The sequence below is a fragment of the Anaerolineae bacterium genome (genome assembly GCA_013178165.1).
GTDB lineage: Bacteria > Chloroflexota > Anaerolineae > Aggregatilineales > Ch27 > Ch27.
Window position 1 is genome coordinate 26,118 of sequence record JABLXG010000027.1, and the last position, 19,004, is coordinate 45,121.

Annotated in this window: 18 protein-coding genes; all 18 read right to left on the bottom strand. The window is 59.2% G+C overall.

Annotated elements, in window-relative coordinates; genetic code table 11:
* Positions 1 to 29: 29 nt before the first annotated feature.
* Positions 30 to 704, bottom strand: a complete 675-nt coding sequence (locus HPY64_14340) for a hypothetical protein (GenBank protein NPV68317.1) — start codon at positions 702 to 704, stop codon at positions 30 to 32.
* Entirely contained in the window at positions 701 to 1,540 is an 840-nt protein-coding gene (locus HPY64_14345) for an XdhC family protein (protein ID NPV68318.1), read from the bottom strand. Before HPY64_14345 ends, HPY64_14340 begins: the two co-directional genes overlap by 4 nt.
* Positions 1,541 to 1,590: 50 nt before the next feature.
* Positions 1,591 to 2,598, bottom strand: coding sequence for an LLM class flavin-dependent oxidoreductase (locus HPY64_14350; protein NPV68319.1), 1,008 nt, complete (start codon positions 2,596 to 2,598; stop codon positions 1,591 to 1,593).
* Positions 2,598 to 3,278, bottom strand: coding sequence for a 2-phospho-L-lactate guanylyltransferase (gene cofC, locus HPY64_14355; protein ID NPV68320.1), 681 nt, complete (start codon positions 3,276 to 3,278; stop codon positions 2,598 to 2,600). Before cofC ends, HPY64_14350 begins: the two co-directional genes overlap by 1 nt.
* A 132-nt stretch (positions 3,279 to 3,410) precedes the next feature.
* Positions 3,411 to 4,160, bottom strand: a complete 750-nt coding sequence (gene cofE, locus HPY64_14360; protein ID NPV68321.1) for a coenzyme F420-0:L-glutamate ligase — start codon at positions 4,158 to 4,160, stop codon at positions 3,411 to 3,413.
* 17 nt (positions 4,161 to 4,177) lie between these two features.
* Positions 4,178 to 4,831: an NADPH-dependent F420 reductase gene (gene npdG / locus HPY64_14365; GenBank protein ID NPV68322.1), complete on the bottom strand. Its 654-nt coding sequence runs from the start codon at positions 4,829 to 4,831 to the stop codon at positions 4,178 to 4,180.
* A 92-nt stretch (positions 4,832 to 4,923) separates the two neighbouring features.
* Positions 4,924 to 6,279: a putative aminohydrolase SsnA gene (ssnA, locus tag HPY64_14370; GenBank protein NPV68323.1), complete on the bottom strand. Its 1,356-nt coding sequence runs from the start codon at positions 6,277 to 6,279 to the stop codon at positions 4,924 to 4,926.
* A 7-nt stretch (positions 6,280 to 6,286) separates the two neighbouring features.
* Positions 6,287 to 6,979, bottom strand: a complete 693-nt coding sequence (locus tag HPY64_14375) for a hypothetical protein (GenBank protein ID NPV68324.1) — start codon at positions 6,977 to 6,979, stop codon at positions 6,287 to 6,289.
* A gap of 10 nt (positions 6,980 to 6,989) precedes the next feature.
* Positions 6,990 to 8,390 carry a pyridoxal-phosphate dependent enzyme gene (locus HPY64_14380; protein ID NPV68325.1) on the bottom strand — a complete coding sequence of 467 codons (1,401 nt, stop codon included), beginning with the start codon at positions 8,388 to 8,390 and terminating at the stop codon, positions 6,990 to 6,992.
* Between the two features lie 31 nt (positions 8,391 to 8,421).
* On the bottom strand, positions 8,422 to 8,667 hold the full coding sequence (locus HPY64_14385) for a hypothetical protein (protein ID NPV68326.1): 246 nt from the start codon (positions 8,665 to 8,667) through the stop codon (positions 8,422 to 8,424).
* Between the two features lie 31 nt (positions 8,668 to 8,698).
* Positions 8,699 to 9,757, bottom strand: a complete 1,059-nt coding sequence (locus tag HPY64_14390; GenBank protein NPV68327.1) for a glycosyltransferase family 2 protein — start codon at positions 9,755 to 9,757, stop codon at positions 8,699 to 8,701.
* 60 nt (positions 9,758 to 9,817) lie between these two features.
* A complete protein-coding gene (locus HPY64_14395) occupies positions 9,818 to 11,044 on the bottom strand; it encodes a threonine synthase (protein NPV68328.1) in 1,227 nt (408 codons plus the stop codon).
* A 14-nt stretch (positions 11,045 to 11,058) separates the two neighbouring features.
* On the bottom strand, positions 11,059 to 12,000 hold the full coding sequence (gene arcC, locus HPY64_14400) for a carbamate kinase (GenBank protein NPV68329.1): 942 nt from the start codon (positions 11,998 to 12,000) through the stop codon (positions 11,059 to 11,061).
* Positions 12,001 to 12,093: 93 nt separating this feature from the next.
* Entirely contained in the window at positions 12,094 to 13,074 is a 981-nt protein-coding gene (locus HPY64_14405; protein ID NPV68330.1) for an ornithine carbamoyltransferase, read from the bottom strand.
* Positions 13,075 to 13,183: 109 nt separating this feature from the next.
* Positions 13,184 to 14,137: an aspartate carbamoyltransferase gene (gene pyrB / locus HPY64_14410; protein ID NPV68331.1), complete on the bottom strand. Its 954-nt coding sequence runs from the start codon at positions 14,135 to 14,137 to the stop codon at positions 13,184 to 13,186.
* A gap of 133 nt (positions 14,138 to 14,270) precedes the next feature.
* A complete protein-coding gene (ade, locus tag HPY64_14415) occupies positions 14,271 to 15,983 on the bottom strand; it encodes an adenine deaminase (protein NPV68332.1) in 1,713 nt (570 codons plus the stop codon).
* 59 nt (positions 15,984 to 16,042) lie between these two features.
* Positions 16,043 to 17,443: a dihydropyrimidinase gene (gene hydA / locus HPY64_14420; GenBank protein NPV68333.1), complete on the bottom strand. Its 1,401-nt coding sequence runs from the start codon at positions 17,441 to 17,443 to the stop codon at positions 16,043 to 16,045.
* 1 nt (position 17,444) lies between these two features.
* Positions 17,445 to 18,800, bottom strand: a complete 1,356-nt coding sequence (locus tag HPY64_14425) for an 8-oxoguanine deaminase (protein NPV68334.1) — start codon at positions 18,798 to 18,800, stop codon at positions 17,445 to 17,447.
* Between the last annotated feature and the right edge of the window lie 204 nt (positions 18,801 to 19,004).

The window sequence follows — 19,004 nt, forward strand, 5'->3', positions numbered from 1 at the left end:
ATCCTGCCACATCGTTGCACCATCCCCTGTCAGGGCCGCACAGCCTTTGAACGCTCAGTCTGCAAAGAGTCGTCAAGTGTTAACAGATAAACCGGATTAATGTTGATGATCTGGGTGCCCAGATAGGTCGTTGACGTCACGTCCCGGCGATCCCATACATCCACATGGCCATGGATAAAATAGCGTGGCCGATACCACCGGATCAAGAGTAAAAAGGACCTAAACCCCTGGTGCGGCAGATCGTCACGGTCATGTATGCCATACGGAGCAGCATGGGTCACCATCAGATCCACGCCGTTGTGCCAGCGCATCCGCCGCCATAACATCCAGGGAGCAAGCTTGAGCACATTCGCCAGCATCTGGGTCTCGTCATATTGAATCGGCCCCTTGTTGTACCGCCGGCAGCCCTCCAGGCCAGCTATCCACAGATGGCGAAACCTGACTATCCGCCCGTGCAGATCATCGCCGCCGGGTGGATGTAGAGCATAACCTGTATCGTGATTTCCCCTGACATAGTAAACCGGCACGTTGAGCACACTGGCGACAAACTCAATATACCCCGCCGAAAGATCGCCACAACTGATCAGAACATCAACATCGTGATACTTGCGGCGCAGGTAAGGGACATTCTGCATGTGTGGCAGTTCTGTGTCACTGATTGCCAGAACCTTCACCGCCGCCTGATGCCCGCGCATACCATTCACGATCCCCGATCCTGCCCTGCAGCAGGCTCCTGGGTATCAAGCCAGCGCATCGAACGCCCATCACCGCCGTGCTGAACCATGATAATCTCGGCAACTACGCTTACCGCGATCTCGCGGGGAGTCTCCGCCCTCAACTCAAGCCCTACCGGCGCGTGAACGCGGGCGAGTTGCTCGTCGCTAAACCCTGCCTGGCGCATGGCCTCAGCGGTCAAAGCCCAGCGCCGACGACTGCCAATCAGACCAATGTAACGCGCAGGAGACGCCAGAAGCACGGGCAGCAACTCCACATCAACAGTCTGCCCCCTCGTCATTGCCGCCACATAAGTCTGGCTGGTAATCGGGATATGCTTGGCCAGTTCTGCGGCAGGCGTGACGTAATAGCCATCCATGTCCGGTATATGCGACGGCGTACACAGATCAGCCCGGTCATCACTAACCAGCACCCGGTACCCAACCCACTTCGCCAGAGCAGCCACTTCTTTGCCCACATGTCCGCATCCGATGACCAGCACCGTTGGTGGCGGCAACATCGGCTCGATAAAAACCTCCACCGTTCCTCCACAGACCCCTACATCGCCGGCAGCCATATCATTCATGCGATAAGTCAGCAAATCAGGTCGCGCAGTAGCAATAACCTGCTGCGCCGCCTCGATGACCTTCGACTCCAGCATGCCGCCGCCCACTGTACCGGCAATACGGCCGCCAAGCCATACGATCATCTTACTCCCTGCATGGCGCGGCACCGACCCTTGAGTGCGCACAACCGTCGCCAGGGCTACGTCCTCGCCTTTCTCCTGTGCCTGCTGCAGCAACTTGAATAGGTCGTAATCGTTCATGGCTCCCAAGGGTGTTCCAGCGCCACAGGTCAGTTCAGCAAGCGGCTACCCTAAGCAGAATAGCCGTCTGCAAATGTGTCAATCATCAACCGTACGTCCTCACCAAGGGGGTAAAGCACCGGGCAGGTGCAACCGGCAGCAACATATTCCCGCACCTTAGCGCGCACTTCTTCCGGCGTTCCAGAGGCGGTCACCTGCTGGACCACATCGTCCGGTACGAGCACCATAGCGTTCTCGATCTGCTCTTCTGTGGCCGGCCAGGTCAACACCTGGTGGATTTCATCGAGCAATTCCTGGCTAACACCGCTCGCTTTCATGATGTGCGGCTGTTGCCCCAGATATTGGGTGACCAGTTTCCGCGCTGCATCCAGCGCCTTCTTACGGTCGCGATCTACCGAGGCAACGACCAGTTGTGGCCGGTCAATATCGTCTATCCGCCTGCCGCTGAGCTTCAGGCCCTTTTCGAGCTGCGCCAGGGCTTCCTCGTTGTACTTCGGCGACACAAGATAGTTGAGCAATACCCCATCAGCTATCTCACCGGTCAACGCCAGCATGTTTGGACCGGTCGCCCCAATATAAATCGGCACATTGCGCGGTTCCCGGCGACCATGCACCACATCCAGCTCCACGCCATGCATCTTTACGAACTCACCCTCGTACGTCACGTTCTTCATGGCCAGCAGGGCGCGCACCACCTCAACCGTCTCGCGCATCGCCTTGAGCGGCTTCTGGCGGTCAATGCCTACGTTCCTGGCCAACGGGTCCCACCAGGCGCCAATTCCCAAGATGATCCGGTTCGGAGCTAGGTCGTCCAGCGTCAGGAACGTTGAGGCAATCAGCGCCGCATTGCGCGTCCAGTTGTTGATCACACCGGAGCCAATCTTGATCCTGGTGGTTGTTGCGGCAAAGGCCGCCATTGGCACAATGGCATCCCGTACCAGCCGGCTCTCGGCCTGCCAGACCGCTTCAAAACCTTTGCTTTCCGCGTATCGAACATACTCGATTGCCGCGCTCAGTTCATGGGCGTCCTGCAAATAGAGGGCTACTCGGTCAGCCATCAGGGTTTCTCCTTTTGCGACACCGCCAGGATCGATTGCACTGCGTCAGAGGTGATCCCTGCCAAAGGCTCAACCCTATACCGCAGGCACAGGTTCAGGTACAACTGCAGATCATCGGGCGTATCCAGGTCGAGCATCAGTCGTTCAGAGCGAAAGATGTGCACGGTAGCCCTCATTGACTCTCCGCTGGAGATATACTGATGGAAGCTACCGTTGCCCAGCTGTGCAGGGAGCAAATTCGGTGGACGCATCAGCACAGCGTTTGTCCCATATTCGTGACGATCCGGGGTGACCACAAGCGATTGGTGGTAACGGCCCAGATCAACCAGCGTCCGCAGGTCTTCTTCAGCCAGCAGGGGCAAATCCGCTGGCAAAATGAGCACAGCCTGGGCATTCCAGCTGGCAATCATCTGTGTGGCCCGTTCCAGCGAAGCGCTCAGGGCTGGTGTGCCACTTTCCTGCACTGTTCGTGCGCCGTGCCTGCGGGCTACGACAAGTGCACGGCTGTCCCGGCTGATCACCAGAATACCGCTCACCGCCGCACTCCGTTCCAGCACCGCCACTGTATGGCTCAGCATCTCGGTCGCCAGCTGTTCGCGCACTTCTGCGGCCAGTACTGGCGCCAGCCGACTCTTGGCCCGGTTCAGCGGCTTGACCGGAACGATCGCCCAGACACTCACGTAAAGTCGTCCTCCACCCTACCCTTCCAACGAAGCATACCCATCGTCCTACAACTACCTCAATTGTAACGCAGATGCTCCAGCCATGTCCGTTTAGTACAGCAAAAACGGTGTGCGTACGATCTGCAGCGGTTACTGATACAGATCAAACTCCGGATCGCGGTTCAAATCGGCGCTGCAACCCTGAGCTTCCGGCAACACCAATCCGCGCACCAGAACCACCGGGCGACCCTCGTCTGCTTCCCCGCTGACCAGTCCCGCCGCCGCAGCAATGGCATCCGCCACAGCCACGATAGTCGATTTCAACTCGCGGCCAAAAAGGTCCGCATGTCCTCGCAGGTCCAGCAAGGCGGGAATCCCGGCAATGCCGATCGCCGTGCCAACATTGCCAACCCGGAAGGGCCGTCCGTGGGTATCGCTCAGAATCACTCCAACCGCCACACCCGTCCGCGCCAGAAGACCTTCGCGGATACGCCGGGCAGACTGATCCGGGTCCTGAGGTAGCAGCAACACCCGGTCTTCATCTTTGGGGCCGATATTCGAACGGTCAATCCCGGCATTAGCCGATATAAATCCTAGGCGATGCCGGACGATCAACACGCCCTGCCGGTAACGTGACACAGTCTGCGACTCTTGCAGAATCGCTTCCACTAGTCGCGGATCCTTGCCGGTAACTTCGCCCAGGCGTCGAGCCTCGTCCGATGGCATAACCGTTCGCAAATCCAGCCAGCGATTCTCGGCCTTGGCGACAATCTTGGAGGTTACCACCACAACATCATGCGGTTGGAGTTCCAATTCGGCGCTGCGCAGGCCATCAATGATGAAGCTAACCAGATCATCACCCGGTTTCACCAGAGGTATCCCTGGCAAAGCCACCAGCATCAAGCGATCACCGGTATTCACGCGTCCAGTCCTGTAATCCGAATGCCCGCGCGTTTGCTTTTGTAACGGCTGTTGAGGCTGATCAACACCGGCGTCAGCGACTCCACAGCAATGGCATTTTGCAGTACTCCGGCGTCATATCCGCGCATACCGGCGGCTTCCACCAGTCTCAACACCTGTTCCTTAGCTTCCCGATCATTGCCACAAACCAGCACATCGCAATCGATCAGTCCCTGCGGATCAGCCAGATGTTCAGCGCTCACATTCTGGAAAGCCGCCACAACCCGTACTTCCTCCCCTAGTAAGGCCTGCGCCTCCAGCGCCGCCGATTGGCCCGGCGGAAGGTGCACAGTTCGCACCTTGGGCGGCTGCAAGGGTACAGTTACGTCAATCAGGATTTTGCCCCGCAGAGCATCCCGCACAGCTTCCAGGGTATCCTTGTGTGCGCTATATGGAACAGTCAGCACCACCAGATCGGCCTGCGTTGCCGCGTCAAAGTTGCCCATCCCGGAGATCACCTCAGCGCCAATGATGGCATTCAGTTCCTTCGCCCGCATCTCGGCCCGTTCCGGACTTCTGGAACCGATGATGACCTTGTACCCGCTGGCGGCCCAGCGCACTGCCAACCCGGAGCCTTCGCTGCCGGTCCCTCCCAGTACGGCGATTGTCATGACAGTCTTTGGTTCTGGCACAGAACACTTATCCTTCGCACCGCACAAGCCCAGACAAAACCGCAAATATGCCGACCCCCAGCCAGCCCATCCTACTGGCCGAGCACAGCACGGACATTCTGCTCGTAACGCTGCCATACCGCTGGTGCCAGCGCCAGCGCGGCCCTGGCGATTGCCGCCTCATTAAGCGTCACCAATTGGCGATCACGCATCAGCCAGCGCCCGGCCACCATCGTCGCTGTCACCATCGAAGCTTCAAAGCCAAAAATGATGTGCCAGGGCAAATTCCCCTCCGTCAGCGGCGTGTAGGGGTGGTAGTCCACCAGTATCAGGTCAGCCGCCGCACCTGTCTCAAGCGCACCGAATCGCTGCCCCGGAAAGAAGGTCTCCACGAGGCGAGCGTTATTGTGAACGGCCATATGGGCAATCCCATCGCCCGGTGCGCGCCTCGGGTCTCGGTTAGCCACCTTGTGCAACAGGTAGGCAGCCTTCCATTCCGCCCACATGTTATTGGAAAAACCATCGTTGCCCAGCACAACCCGCATCTGGCCGCGCAGCAGCGTATCCAGGGGCGCCGCCCCCACGCCATTGTTCATGTTGGAGCGCGGCTGGTGGGAGACCCACGTGCCCGTCCGGCGCAAAGTCTCCAGCTCCCAGGCGTCAGTATGCACGCAATGCGCCACGATCGTCCGCGGCCCGAGGATTCCTGCCCGCTCAAGCCGATCTACAACGCGCACCCCATACTGCCGCAGGCTGTGATCCTGGTCGGCCTCGTGCTCGGCGACATGAATGTGAAAACCCGTCCCCAGGCCAGCCGCAGCCGCCGTACACTTTGCCAGCGTCTCATCGCTAACCGTCAGCCCCGCATGCAGACCAAAAGTCGCCCTGACGAGTGGCCGCGCCTGACATGACTTCAGAAAACGCACATTCTCAGCGATCCCGGCTTCGGCCTTCTCCGGGCCATCCCGATCGGTTACCTCGTAACAGAGAACAGCCCGCAGTCCTGCCTCTTCCACGGCATCCGCAATGACATCCAGGCTGCCATCGATGCAGTTCGGGCTGGCATGGTGATCGATGAGGGTAGTCGTGCCATGTTTGATGGCATCAACCAGGCTCACCAGAGCACTCAGGCGCACAGCCTCATGGTCCAGCGCTTTGTCCAGCGGCCACCATAACCGCTCCAGAATCTCCGGGAAGTTCTTAGGGGCCGGGCCGGGAATGGCCAGCCCGCGCGCATAGGCGCCATAAAAGTGCGTATGGGCGCAAATGTTGCCGGGCATCACCAGTTGGCCCCCGGCATCGACCCGTTCATCATCCGGATACCGCGTCATCAGATCACGAGTGACACCGATATCCGTAATGACGCCACTGTCGATCCGCAGCGCGCCGCCGGCAATGATGCGCGGCATTTCCCCCCAGGTCACCAGTGTTCCATTGATGATCAGCATAGCAGCCTCAATCAATATCAAGTAGCCCACCCGCCGGGAGCGAACCGCCCATCGCCTGCGTTCTGGCGCGTACATCGGCGACCACCCGCGCAATGGCCTCCGGGCTGTTCTCAAGGGGTAACTGCACCCTGTCGGTCGAGATCACAGGAGCTGTGGTGGCAACCAACTCCCCTTCCCGGCAGGATACCTTCAGCTGCGCGCCCCCGTCATCGGAAATCTGCTCTGCCTCCCAGATCCGCTCTGCGGGGATGCCGGCATTACGCAGGGCATAGTACACCCGATCCACAAAGCAATCCGCCGTGCTGTAAAGATCGCTGATCTGTTTGGCAGCCATGAAGCGGTCCCACGTCGTGTAGATGAATGTGATCGGTCGTCGCGTTGGATTCGCGATGGGAGGAATCCTTTCCCGCAGTTCGCCCAGCTGGACTTTGTAGTAGAGATGCCCGGCGCGAGGATGGCCTGCCTCATCCGGCAGGAGATCACGCCGGCGTACCAGCTCATGGCCGGTACGCCGCGCGTAGAAATGAATCCCGCCGTTACGTTCGCCGAACGCGCGGCTTAGAAAGAATGCCAGATACTCCGCATGTATCCCGCCGCTGATCCGCCCCTGGGGGATGCGGTACCAGTGATCATACCGCACATGATCCAGATCCCTGACGCGGTTGACCACGCCAACCAGGACACGGTCTTCAGGATACATGCGGCAGACCCTATACGACCGGGTGTTCCTTCCGCCACGCCAGCAGCCGCGAATCGATCTCGCCAACAAGTTGCTGGTGGTCGATCCACCACTGCTGACTCAGCTGAACGTTGAGTTCCTCGACGGTCTTGCCCTGTTGTTCTACCCAGGTGTAGTACTTGAGATTGTGCCACTGGCGGCGATTCTCGGGTGTGCCGCGCTTGATCCAGTCGGTCTTCTGCCACTGTAGAAGGCCCCGAATGGCGGCGGTAGCCTCTGCCTCATCCATCGGCCCGTACTTACGGGCCATATCGGCCATGACGCTGTGATAGCGATCCATGCCATCGGTGGCGATGGTCACGATGACATCATCCGCGCCCATCGCATAGTACTTAGCCGTTTTGATCGCGCCAATGATGTTGCAGATGCTGCTGATACCCAGGATACGCCCGAGTTTTTCAACCAGCTCTTCATCCAACCCGAACCGTTTGACCAGAGTTTCCCGCCCGGCTTCCTCAGCGAAGACTTGCAGCACACGCTTGGTCTCAATGTCATCAATGCACATGATCGCGTCCATATTCATCACATTGTGGATCCACGTCACATGCTTGTCGCCAATACCCTGAATGTCATGCCCGCCATAGCCGTTGTTGTATAGAGTCGGGCACTGGATCGGTTCCAGACCCACGATCTTGTGATCAGGCCAGAGCTGCTTGAGCCGGTCACCGGCGGCAATAGTCCCGGCGCTGCCCATCGCGGATACATAGGCGCTAACAGAACCTTTACCAATTCCCTGTGCTGCCAGTTCGCCGGCAAGTTCTGCAATCGTGTTGCCGGTCACATAGTAATGAAACCGGTAGTTGCCCATCACTTCGAACTGGTTGAGGATGCGGACGTTCGGGTCCGCCCGTCGCAGTTCCCAGGTCTTGTCGTAGATCTCCTTGACATTGCTTTCGCAACCGGGGGTCTTGATGACCTGAGCGCCATAAGCTTCGATCAGATCAAACCGTTCCTGGCTCATCTCTTCGGGCAGGATCACGATACCCCGGTATCCCATACGCCCGCCAATCCAGGCCCCGCCAATCCCATAATTGCCGGTGGACGGCCAGACCAGCGTGTGCCGGTCGGTGTCAACCTCGTTGAACAGCGTCTTCTCAGCCAGAACGGAATAGGCCGCGCCCACCTTATGGCTTCCGCTGGGAAAGTCAGCGCCATACAGCACCACAATGTTGGCTTCGATACCGGTCAATGCCTTGGGCAGAACAACATGGTAAACCTCATTGCGCTCGTTCCGCCAGGTTACGTTGAACAGGTTGATCGGCGCAAGAGGGTCTTCCCGTCTGGCTTTCACAGCGCGAGCACGTACATCAGGGTCAATCCGGGAAGGATGCAGCATTTCCTCAAATGTTGGACCTAGATAAGCTGGGCACATGCCCGTTTCTCCTCCGTGAATGGTAGCGAGATCAGCCTGCGTCTTCGCCCAGCAACCGGACTTCCAGACGCTTGAGCATGTCATACAGGACATCGCGCCGGTGAGCCATATCGCGGTACAGCAGGTAATCCTCGTCGCTCATCTTGACCGTACCGCCGTCATTAGCTTCCAGCAGCGCCGCGATTTCCTTCGTGATCTTCTCGTATGCCAGCACAACCTCACGATACTTTTCGATCAGCGTGGATGTGGAGTCTTGCCCCTGCAGATTGTCGCTCACGGTTTCCCTCCCTCAACAGCATGATTCCCCGCTAATCCTCGCCTGTCACCTTCTCCAACACCTCATTTGCCACATCGTTGCCCTGCGCTTTTTTATTCAGCGGCATGACTCCATGGCGTGGCGCTGCAGCACTTTCCTGACTTCTGGCCGGCTCAAAACCGTACGCCTCCGCAATGACGTAGAGAGGGCGCCGGCGCACCTCGTCATAGATACGGGCGATGTACTGCCCCATGATGTAGAAGAAAAACAGCTGGAACGAACTCAGCAACAGCAACACAATCAGCGTGGTTGCCTGCCCCTCGAAGATCAGCTGTCCTGTTGCCAGCCGCAGGAGGGCAACTACCGGTATAGCCAGCACAGCGATGACCGCCAGCGCCAGGCTGACGTGCATCGCCACCTGCAGAGGGAAAAACGAAAAACCCGTGATCGCATCCAGCGCAAAGCGGAACATCTTCCCCAGCGGATAGTGCGTCTCACCCCAGCGGCGCTGTTCCCGCACATAGGTTACGCCAGTCTGGCGGAACCCAACCCAGCTGGTCATTCCCCGGATGTATGGGTTGTGTTCGGGCATATGCCGCAGAGCAATAACCACTCGCCGATCCATGAGGCGAAAATCACCGGTATCCAGCGGAATTTCAATCTCAGCGATCCGGTAGACCAGCCGGTAGAACAGCCGTGCCGTTTGCAGTTTGAACCAGCTTTCGCCTTCGCGTCTCTCGCGAACAGCATAGACGACGTCGTAGCCCTCTTTCCATCGCTCGATCATCTGGGGGATGATCTCCGGCGGATCCTGCAAATCAGCGTCGATCAGGATAATCGCCTGTCCATCCGCATAGTCCAGGCCAGCCGTCACCGCGATCTGGTGGCCGAAGTTGCGGGAAAAGCTCAGGACACGCACCTGTGGGGCGCGGGCCTGCAATTCGCGCATCAACTGCAATGAATTATCCCGACTGCCATCATTGACCAGGATCAGTTCCCATGGTTCCCCTAGACTTTCCATAACAGCACTGATCCGGTCAAAGAGCGGGAAGATATTCCCTTCTTCGTTGTAGACCGGTGCAACTATCGAATAGACAGGCCCGCTCTTCATACCGTCACCCGCCATAACCGCAGCAATTGATCTGCTGCGCTACCTCCCGCCAGACCGACCTTACCGGTTAACCACCACCCGGACAGCTTCAAGACTGGGGGCCACCCGGACCACGCTACCCACCGACTTCATCGCACTGCGGATGTCCTTCAGGCCGCTCCCTGTCACCAGCACCGCCACACTCTCGGACGAACGCACCCATCCTTCGGCAACAGCTTGCTTTAGCCCGGCATAAGCTGCTGCTCCAGCAGGTTCAGCAAAGACCCCCGTCGCCTGGGCCAGTTCCGGGATGGCCTGAATGATCTGATCGTCACTCACCCTGACAAACGCTCCACCGGTCTCCCGCACCGCGCGCAGGGCCTTGGCACGGTCGCGGGGCAGGCCGCTGCTGATGCTGTCAGCAATGGTATGGGCGTCAACGGGCTTCATCTCCTGAGCCGTCAGGCCATGCTGCCAGGCCTCCACCAGCGGGGAACTGCCTTCAGCCTGCACGCCGATCAGTCGTGGTATGCGCTCGATCCAGCCCATCGCCAGCATGTCAACAAAGCCCTTATGCACGCCGCCGATAATGCTCCCATCCCCTACACTGACCACTACCACATCCGGCGTCCGCCAGCCAAGTTGCTCGGCCAGCTCAAACGACACGGTTTTCTTACCTTCCGTGGTGAACGGATTGATACCTGTACTACGATTGTACCAGCCAAATTCCTCACAAACATCCCAGCACAGGTCAAAGGCATCATCATACGTACCCTCAACCAGCAGGACACGGGCGCCATAGACTAGCAACTGGGCGATCTTGGCTTCCGGGGCTGCGGCTGGCACGAAGATCGTGGCGCTGATCCCCGGCGTGGCCGCACAGACTCCTGCCAGCGCCGCTGCCGCATTGCCGGTACTGGCGGTCGCCACTGTCGAAATTCCCAACTCCAGGGCGTGCGCCACGACCATCGCGCTGGCCCGGTCCTTGAAAGACGCCGTAGGGTTACGGCCATCGTCTTTGACCCACACGCGTGCCAAACCAAGCATCCCCGCCAGACGTGGCGCATCGTACAGGGGCGTGCCGCCAATGTTCAGCGCAGGCAGCTGCGCTTCAGCGGAAAGGGGGGCAAGCTGCCGATACCACATCGACCGTGCCCCCCCGTCCGGGCGCGCCGCGGGAATCCGATCGTAAGCGTAGACCACGTCCAGCACGCCGACCGGCCCGCAGGCAGGGCAGACGTAGGTCACCTGATCGAGGCCGTATTCCGCGCCACAGACGACGCACCGGAAACCCTCTACATGTGGCAATCTGCTGGCGAGACTTACTCGCGAGTGATCCACGTCCCTGTCTCCCCGCGCAATGCCCGTACAATGTTCGGTGGATCGGTAATCAACGCCTCCTGGCCGCCTTTTTCCAAGAAGCTGATGATCGCTTCAATCTTGGGCAGCATGCTTCCCGGCTTGAAGTGCCCTTCCGCCGCGTAACGTCTGGCTTCTTCCAGCGTCATACGGTCCAGCCATACCTGGTTGGGCGTATTGAAGTGTAGGGCGACCTTCTCCACCGCCGTCGAGATCAGCAACAGGTCGGCTTTGATCTCACTGGCCAGTAGCGCCGTCGCCCGATCCTTGTCAATGACCGCAATCGCGCCATGCAGATCGCCGTGCTCATCCTCATAGACAGGGATGCCGCCACCACCGACAGCAATGACAACCACGCCCTTCTCCAGCAAGTCCTGGATCGCCCGCTGTTCGACGATCCGCAGCGGCTCAGGCGAGGCGATCAGCCGCCGCCAGCCACGACCGGCATCTTCAGCAACAGTCCAGCCCTGCGCCTCAAAGGTACGGGCAGTGGCCTCATCCATGAACCCGCCAATCCCTTTGACTGGATTCTGGAAGGCAGGGTCATTCCGATCGACCACAGTCTGGGTGATCACCGCAACGATGGTTTTCTCAATGCCAACCTTGCGGAAAGCGTTGCCCAGGGCTTGTTGCAGCATGTAACCAATCGAACCCTGCGTATCAGCGCCGATCAAATCGATCGGAGTCGGGTGTACTTCGTGGGCTGCCAGCTCGTTGCGGCGCAGGATGAACCCGACCTGTGGCCCATTGCCATGGGTGACCACTACATTCCATCCCTGCACCACCATATCCGCAATATGTTTTGCCGTCTCGCGAACAGCTTCCCACTGATGTTCGACAGCTGTCTTGGTCTTGTCAGTAATGAGGGCGTTGCCGCCAACGGCAACAACCGCAGTCTTGGCCATAGATTCTTAGCTCCCTTACTGGTGGGCAGAGGCAGGACACCCGCCCTGCCGCCTGCCCACCCTCTATTTGGCGAGATGAAGTAAAGGTCAGCATCAGCGCATGGTCAGCGCCATCACTGCCTTCTGGGCATGGAGACGGTTTTCCGCCTGGTCCCAGACCCGGCTCTGTGGGCCATCGATCACAGCGTCGGTGACTTCAATGTTGCGATCGGCAGGCAGCGGATGCATGTAGATGGCATGTTCAGCCGCCAGCGCCATGCGCCGTTCGTCTGCAATCCAATTCTGATACTTATTGGTGATACGCGTCGTCTCATCAGGATCGAGCGTGGTCATCATCGGTCCCCAACTCTTGGGGAGTACAATATCCGCGCCCCTGAAGCCAGCGTCAAAGTCATCCAGCAGTTCCAGGCTACCGCCGGCGCGTCTGGCATTCTCTTTGGCCTGCTCCACGATATCCGGCATCAACTTGAACTCCGGCGGATGGGTGAGGCGTACGTTCATCCCGAAACGAGTCATGAGCAGGATCAGGCTGTGCGGCACCGACATCGGCTTGGAATAACTGGCGGCATACGCCCAGCTCACGTTGATCGTCCGTCCCTTGAGATTGCGGCCAAAGTTCTCGATAATCGTCATGGCATCGGCCAGAATCTGGAAGGGGTGATAGATCTCGCACTGCATGTTCAGCACCGGCACGCGGCTGGCTTTGGCAATCTCACGAATGTACTTATTGCCCTCACCCCACTCGACATGGCGCACGGCAATCCCATCGCAATAACGCCCAATGATCTCGCCAAGTTCCTTGGGCGTATCGCCATGCTTGATCTGCGTGGTTCGGCTCTCAATGAACTGCGCATGCCCGCCAAGCTGAGCCATGCCCGCCTCAAAGCTGACCCGCGTGCGTGTACTGCTGAAGAAGAACAGCATCGCCAACACTTTGTCCCTCAGCAGCGCATGCGGCTCGCCGACTGCGCGCTTGCGCTTGAGGTCAAACGCCACATCCAGAATCGTCCAGATTTCGTCGTCAGTGAATTCCTGGGTCGTGATCATGTCGCGACCGCGAAGATCCGTCTGCATCGCTGCCAGTCTCCTGTCTGTGTGTCATCCCTTTGACTTACAGAAGATGGTGCCCGGCACACGCCGGGCATCCGTATTCGCCTACCACTCGTAAACCCCGATCGGCGGCTTACTCCATCGCGCCGAGAATCAGCGCCAGCAACGCCATGCGCATCACCACACCGTTGAAGGCTTCCACCCAGTAACGGGCAAACCTCGTGTCATCCACATCAACGGTCAGCTCGTCCTGGCGCGGCAGGGAATGCAGCACAATAGCATCCTGGCGCGCTTTCTTGAGCAGGATTTCCTTGGTGATCTTGTACTCCAGCGGCGTGAGGCCCTTATCCGCAGTCGCTTCCTGCCGGGCTTTGGTATAGTCCGGCTGCACCACCGGCTCCATGTAGATCACATCCACATCGCCGATGACGTCGTGCACGGAATTGACCACCTCGAATTGCGTCCCCATCTCGGTGATTTCCTTCTTGAATTCCTCGGTCAGGGCCATCTCCGGCGGGGAAACCACATACGCTTTGACATCGAACTGCGACAGGGCATACAGCATCGAATGCATGGTGCGCATCCGCATATCGCCCACCAGCAGAAAATCAAGACCGTCCAGCGTGCCTTTCTCCTCCAGAATCGTGTAGAGGTCTGTCAGCACCTGGGTCGGATGCTCACCCCAGCCATCGCCCGCGTTGATCACCGGGACGCTGGCCCAGCGCGCCGCCTCATGAGGAGCGCCTTGCTGGAAGTGGCGCATGACGATCACATCGCCATAGTACTCCAGCATGTGCACGGTATCTTTGATCGACTCCTGGTAGAAATCCCCAGCGCGGGTCATCTTGGCGTCGGCAAAGCCGGTGACCTTGCCACCCAGGCGCAGCATCGCGGCTTCATGCGCCAGCCGCGTGCGCGTGCTGGGCTGGTAGAAAGCTGTGACCAGAATCTTATCCGCCAGCAGATCCGTATTCTGTCGATTGCGGGCGAACAGAGCCAGTTCATCGGCCACTTCAAAGACGCGCTCAAACTCGTTGCGCTCGAAACCCTTAAGAGAGAGAATGTCCCGACCGGCAAAGCTCCTCATGACTGTGCTTTCTCCTTGGATAGGTAATGGTAGCCGACCATGGCGATAATGAACACACAGGCTATCAGCAGGGATGGTGCCCTGCTGCCCCTTCCGGGCGCCTGTGTAGTGTAACCCGTCCCGCAGTGGCTGGCTAGTCTGCCCACAGACTTACCTGCTCGAATCGATCAACATCGATCAACCCGGCATCGGTCAGTTTCAGATGCGGAATGACCTCCAGCGCCATAAAGCTCATAGCCATAAACGGATCATGCAGCGTAGAACCAAGCGCATGGCCGGCAGCGATCAGCGCATCGATCGCCTGCCGCACCCTGCCAATCGGCTGATCGCTCATCAGGCCGCCGATCGGCAGGGCCAGCTCAGCCAGGACACGCTCCCCGTGGACAGCTACCAGCCCGCCGCCAAGTTCGCCGACTCGCCTGGCAGCGGCCATCATACTGGCGTCATCCACCCCGATGACCACCAGATTATGATGATCATGCGCTACCGTCCCGGCGATAGCGCCATGCTGGAGGCCAAACCCCTGGATGAATCCCTTGCCCATATTGCCGCTGGCGTGGTGGCGCTCAATCACTGCCATCTTCAGAATGTCCCGCCCCGGATCACTGACAGCATAGCCATCAACCAGCAGCGCGTCCTCAACGCGGTGCTCGGTCACCAGTTGATCGCGAATGATGCCAATCACCCGGATGCGTTTCCCTTCCGCCGGGACGGCGAAATTCACGGCTTCCCAGCGCACATTCATGGAGTGGCGCAACTGCACCGGCCTGTGATCCGGCAGGCTAACAATCACTCTGCCATCCCGAGCCACCAGTTCCCCGCCACGGTAGACACTCTCGGCCTCAGGATGCCGCAGATCGCTGAACACCAGCAGGTCCGCCCGGCTGCCCGGAACAACTGCGCCCCGATCCCGCAGGCCAAAGTATTCCGCCGGGTTAAGCGTGGCCATGCGTATGGCTGTGACCGGATCGATGCCTTCTGCAATGGCCAAGCGCACCATATAGTCAACCGATCCCTGGTCAAGCAGATCGGCGGGCTGTCGATCGTCTGTACAGAACGATATCCGGCGGCTGTTCTCCGGCGTAACCATCGGCAAGAGCGCCAGTAGATTATGGGCATTGGTCGCTTCCCGGATGAAAATGTGCATACCCAGCCGGAGCTTTTCTAGTGCCTCCTCAACTTTGGTGGATTCATGCTCGCTCTGGATGCCGGCAGCAACGTAGGCGTTTAGCGCCTTGCCCGTCAGACCGGGACAATGACCATCAAGGACACGATCGGCAAAGATTTCGATCTTCCGCAGCACCGAGTCATCGCCGCGAATCACCCCCGGATAGTTCATCATCTCCGCCAGTCCCAGTACCCAGGGGTTGCCGGCCAGTGTTTGCAGGTCGTGCGCTTCCAGCCGCGCCCCGCTTGTCTCCATCCGCGTCGCCGGCACGCAGCTTGACGCCATCACGTACATGCTGACCGGGCTGTATTTGGCCGCATCCAGCATAAAACGGATACCTTCAAGGCCAAGCACATTGGCGATCTCGTGCGGGTCTGTTACGACCGTTGTCACCCCGCGGGCCAGCACCGCCCGGAAGAATTCCGGCGGTGTGCACAGACTGCTCTCAATATGCACATGAGCATCAATGAAGCCGGGGCATACATAGCGCCCCCCCAGATCGACAGTCTGAGCAGCCTCATATCCTCTACCCAACGCTGCCACGCGACTCCGCTTGATTACGATATCCGTGTCCTGGATTTCCCCGGAGCATACATTCACCAGACGGGCATTACGGAGGATGAGATCAGCCGGAGAATCCCCGCGGGCGACAGCAATCAGGGCCTGCTTCTCTTCCAGCGTCAAGGCAACCTCCTCTCTCCCGGCCAGATCACGCGCCAATACTCAACCCGGCACACCTAACATGGGTCCAGCGACCGGCCTCCCGGCAGGAACTGGCCGCGCCCCGCCTTTCCCTTAAACACCCCCTCTTCCACAATAACCTCGCCACGGCTCAACACCGTCCGCACCCTGCCTCGCACAGGTATCCCCTCAAAGGGGGTATAGCCAGCCAGGTAATGCAGGTTCTGGTGACGAATCACGCTTTGCGGCGCGGAATCATAGATCACCACATCTGCGTCGCTACCGGGCAGGATCGCCCCCTTGCGCGGGTATAGACCAAACAACCGCGCCGGATTCTCCGCCAGCATCGCCATGAGGCGCGGCAACCCCACATGGTCGACAAACTGGGTGAACATCAGCGGTAACAGCGTCTCCACCCCCGGCAACCCGCCCGGCGTGCGGGTGAAGTCGCGTCTGGCCTGTTTCTGCGCCAGCGTGTAATCGCAACTATCGGTGGAGAGTACGTCAATCATCCCGGCCTTGACGAAATCAGCCAGCCCCTCCATGTGATGAGATGAGCGAAGCGGCGGCTGTAGAATGTAACGCTCAGGATGCTCACCAGCATAGACGCCATCATGCAGCAGCACATACTGAGGACAGGTTTCGCAGAAGAACCTGCCCCGGCGCCCATCCTCTGTCTGTGAGCACATGCGGTTAACCAGCCTGGCCGCTGTGACCGTGGAGTTGTGCACGATATACACCCGCGCCCCGGCCAGGGAAGCCAGATAAAGAATACGGTTGACTGCTTCAGCCTCGGCCTCCGCCGGACGAGCCTCGGCATGATACCGCCAGTCAGTCTTGCCCTGCTCCACCAGCGCCTGAGTTGCCGCAGTGACTATGCTGTCGTTTTCGCAATGAACCATCGCAATCATGCCATCTGGCATAGCCTGCAACACCCGCAGGATCGCCGCATCATCCAGGTAATAGTTCGGGCGATACGTCGTGAACAGCTTGATACTGGGAACGCCCAGCGCAATCAACGCGCTCAGGCTTGCCTGTAGAGCATTCCGGTCAGCTTCCGGACGCAACACCACCATGTGCAGCGCATAATCAATGACCGTATCAGCTGCTTCAGCCTGCCGCGCGGCAAGCGCTTCCATGTATGGCTTACCCGGAATCTGGTTCGCAAAGTCAATGACGGTGGTCACGCCGCCAAACGCCGCCGCCCTCGAACCGGTCTCCCAGTCATCAGCCGTCTGATAGATGCCGGTGTCCAGCCTGATGTGGGTGTGAGCATCCACAACTCCGGGGATGACAAAGCACCCCGCCGCACTGATCACGCGATCGGCATCACGGACTGCACCGGGTGAGAGGATGGCAGCGATACGCTCGCCTTCGATGAGAACATCAGCAGGTAACACCGTGTGGCCGGTCACAACCTGGCCACCAGTGATCAGTAGCCGCTGGACTTCGCTCACCTCAGACTCCTTCCACCAGCGCCTTCGCCAGCCGGTTATGCCGTTCCAGAACAACCGGCAGATCGATCGTTTCCAGCTGCTCGTGCCGCACTACCACGCGCCCGTTGATGACAGTGTAGTCTGCATTGACCGGCATACAGAACAGCAGCGCAGCAACTGGATCGTGCAGGGCGCCGGCAAAGCCTGCCTGCGCCAGATCATAGGCAGCAAAATCCGCTGCCATACCGGGCGCAAGAGCGCCGATATCATCCCGCCCCAGCACCTTTGCCCCACCGCGCGTCGCCAGTTCCAGCGCTTCCCGCGCCGAAAGCGCTGCCGGATCGCCAGCCAGACGCTGTAGCAGCAACGCCTGCCGCGCCTCAGCCAGCAAATGCCCGCTGTCATTGGACGCCGAACCATCCACCCCCAGCCCTACTGACACGCCCGCGTCAATCATGGCCCGGACAGGCGCTATGCCGGAAGCCAGCCGTGCATTGGAGCTTGGGCAGTGCGCCACACCCGTCCCCGTGTGACTGAACAGCGCAATCTCGGCAGCATCGAGCTTGACGCAATGCGCGTGCCAAACATCCTCGCCGACCCATCCCACGCTCTGGATATAATCGCCAGGACGCATTCCGAACACTTCCTGGCTATAGTCGATGTCGTTCTGGTTCTCCGCCAGGTGCGTGTGCAAGCGCACGCCATAGCTGCGGGCCATCACCGCCGATTCGTGCATCAGTGTGGGAGTCACGCTGAACGGCGAACAGGGGGCCAGACCAATCCGCAACATCGCATAGCGCTGGGCATCATGGTAGGTCTCGATCAAACGTTGCGAGTCAGCCAGAATCGCCCGCTCATCCTCCACAACCCGGTCCGGCGGTAACCCGCCCTTGCTTTCCCCGAGACTCATACTGCCGCGCATGGCGTGAAAACGAATCCCGATCTCCTGGGCGGCGCGGATTTCATCGTCCAGCCTGCAGTCGTTGGGGAAGATATACAGGTGATCGCTGCTGGTTGTGCAACCCGAAAGAATCAGTTCCGCCATAGCGGTAAGCGCCGAAACATACACGTGCTCAGCCCGCAACCCGGCCCAGATCGGATATAGGCTCTTGAGCCAGCCAAACAATTCCGAATTCTGGCAGGCAGGGATGACTCGTGTCAGTGTCTGATACATGTGGTGATGCGTGTTGACCAGACCCGGAAGAACCACATGCGTCCTCAGGTCAAGCACCTCATCAGCGCTGGCAGGCAACGAGTCAGTCTCGCCCACGGCTTCGATCACACCATCCCGGATAAACAACGCGCCGTTTTCAATCTCGCGGCGCGCCTCATCCATGGTGACCAGCCTGTAGATATGCCGTACCAGAAGTGTTGTCATACGGATCACCCTCCGGGGTATGTTCCGGACACTATACTATGGTGCGCCGTACTGGACAACACTCTCCGGCATGACGTCACGGCTGTTGCAAAGTTGTCAGGGAGGAGCCAGAAGCAGGTCAAGCGCCAGGTCGAGCCGAGCATTGAAGAAGCGGCGTGCTTGGGGAATGAAGTCGAACTTCAACAACCGGATGAGCCCCAGGGT

Bases quoted from the DNA above. Each gene is read 5' to 3' on its own strand.
- HPY64_14345 (NPV68318.1), bottom strand. From the start codon at position 1,540: ATGAACGATTACGACCTATTCAAGTTGCTGCAGCAGGCACAGGAGAAA.
- HPY64_14350 (NPV68319.1), bottom strand. From the start codon at position 2,598: ATGGCTGACCGAGTAGCCCTCTATTTGCAGGACGCCCATGAACTGAGC.
- cofE (NPV68321.1), bottom strand. From the start codon at position 4,160: ATGCTGGTGGCTTTGCCAGGGATACCTCTGGTGAAACCGGGTGATGAT.
- npdG (NPV68322.1), bottom strand. From the start codon at position 4,831: ATGACAATCGCCGTACTGGGAGGGACCGGCAGCGAAGGCTCCGGGTTG.
- ssnA (NPV68323.1), bottom strand. From the start codon at position 6,279: ATGCTGATCATCAATGGAACACTGGTGACCTGGGGGGAAATGCCGCGC.
- HPY64_14375 (NPV68324.1), bottom strand. From the start codon at position 6,979: ATGTATCCTGAAGACCGTGTCCTGGTTGGCGTGGTCAACCGCGTCAGG.
- HPY64_14380 (NPV68325.1), bottom strand. From the start codon at position 8,390: ATGTGCCCAGCTTATCTAGGTCCAACATTTGAGGAAATGCTGCATCCT.
- HPY64_14390 (NPV68327.1), bottom strand. From the start codon at position 9,757: ATGAAGAGCGGGCCTGTCTATTCGATAGTTGCACCGGTCTACAACGAA.
- arcC (NPV68329.1), bottom strand. From the start codon at position 12,000: ATGGCCAAGACTGCGGTTGTTGCCGTTGGCGGCAACGCCCTCATTACT.
- HPY64_14405 (NPV68330.1), bottom strand. From the start codon at position 13,074: ATGCAGACGGATCTTCGCGGTCGCGACATGATCACGACCCAGGAATTC.
- pyrB (NPV68331.1), bottom strand. From the start codon at position 14,137: ATGAGGAGCTTTGCCGGTCGGGACATTCTCTCTCTTAAGGGTTTCGAG.
- HPY64_14425 (NPV68334.1), bottom strand. From the start codon at position 18,800: ATGACAACACTTCTGGTACGGCATATCTACAGGCTGGTCACCATGGAT.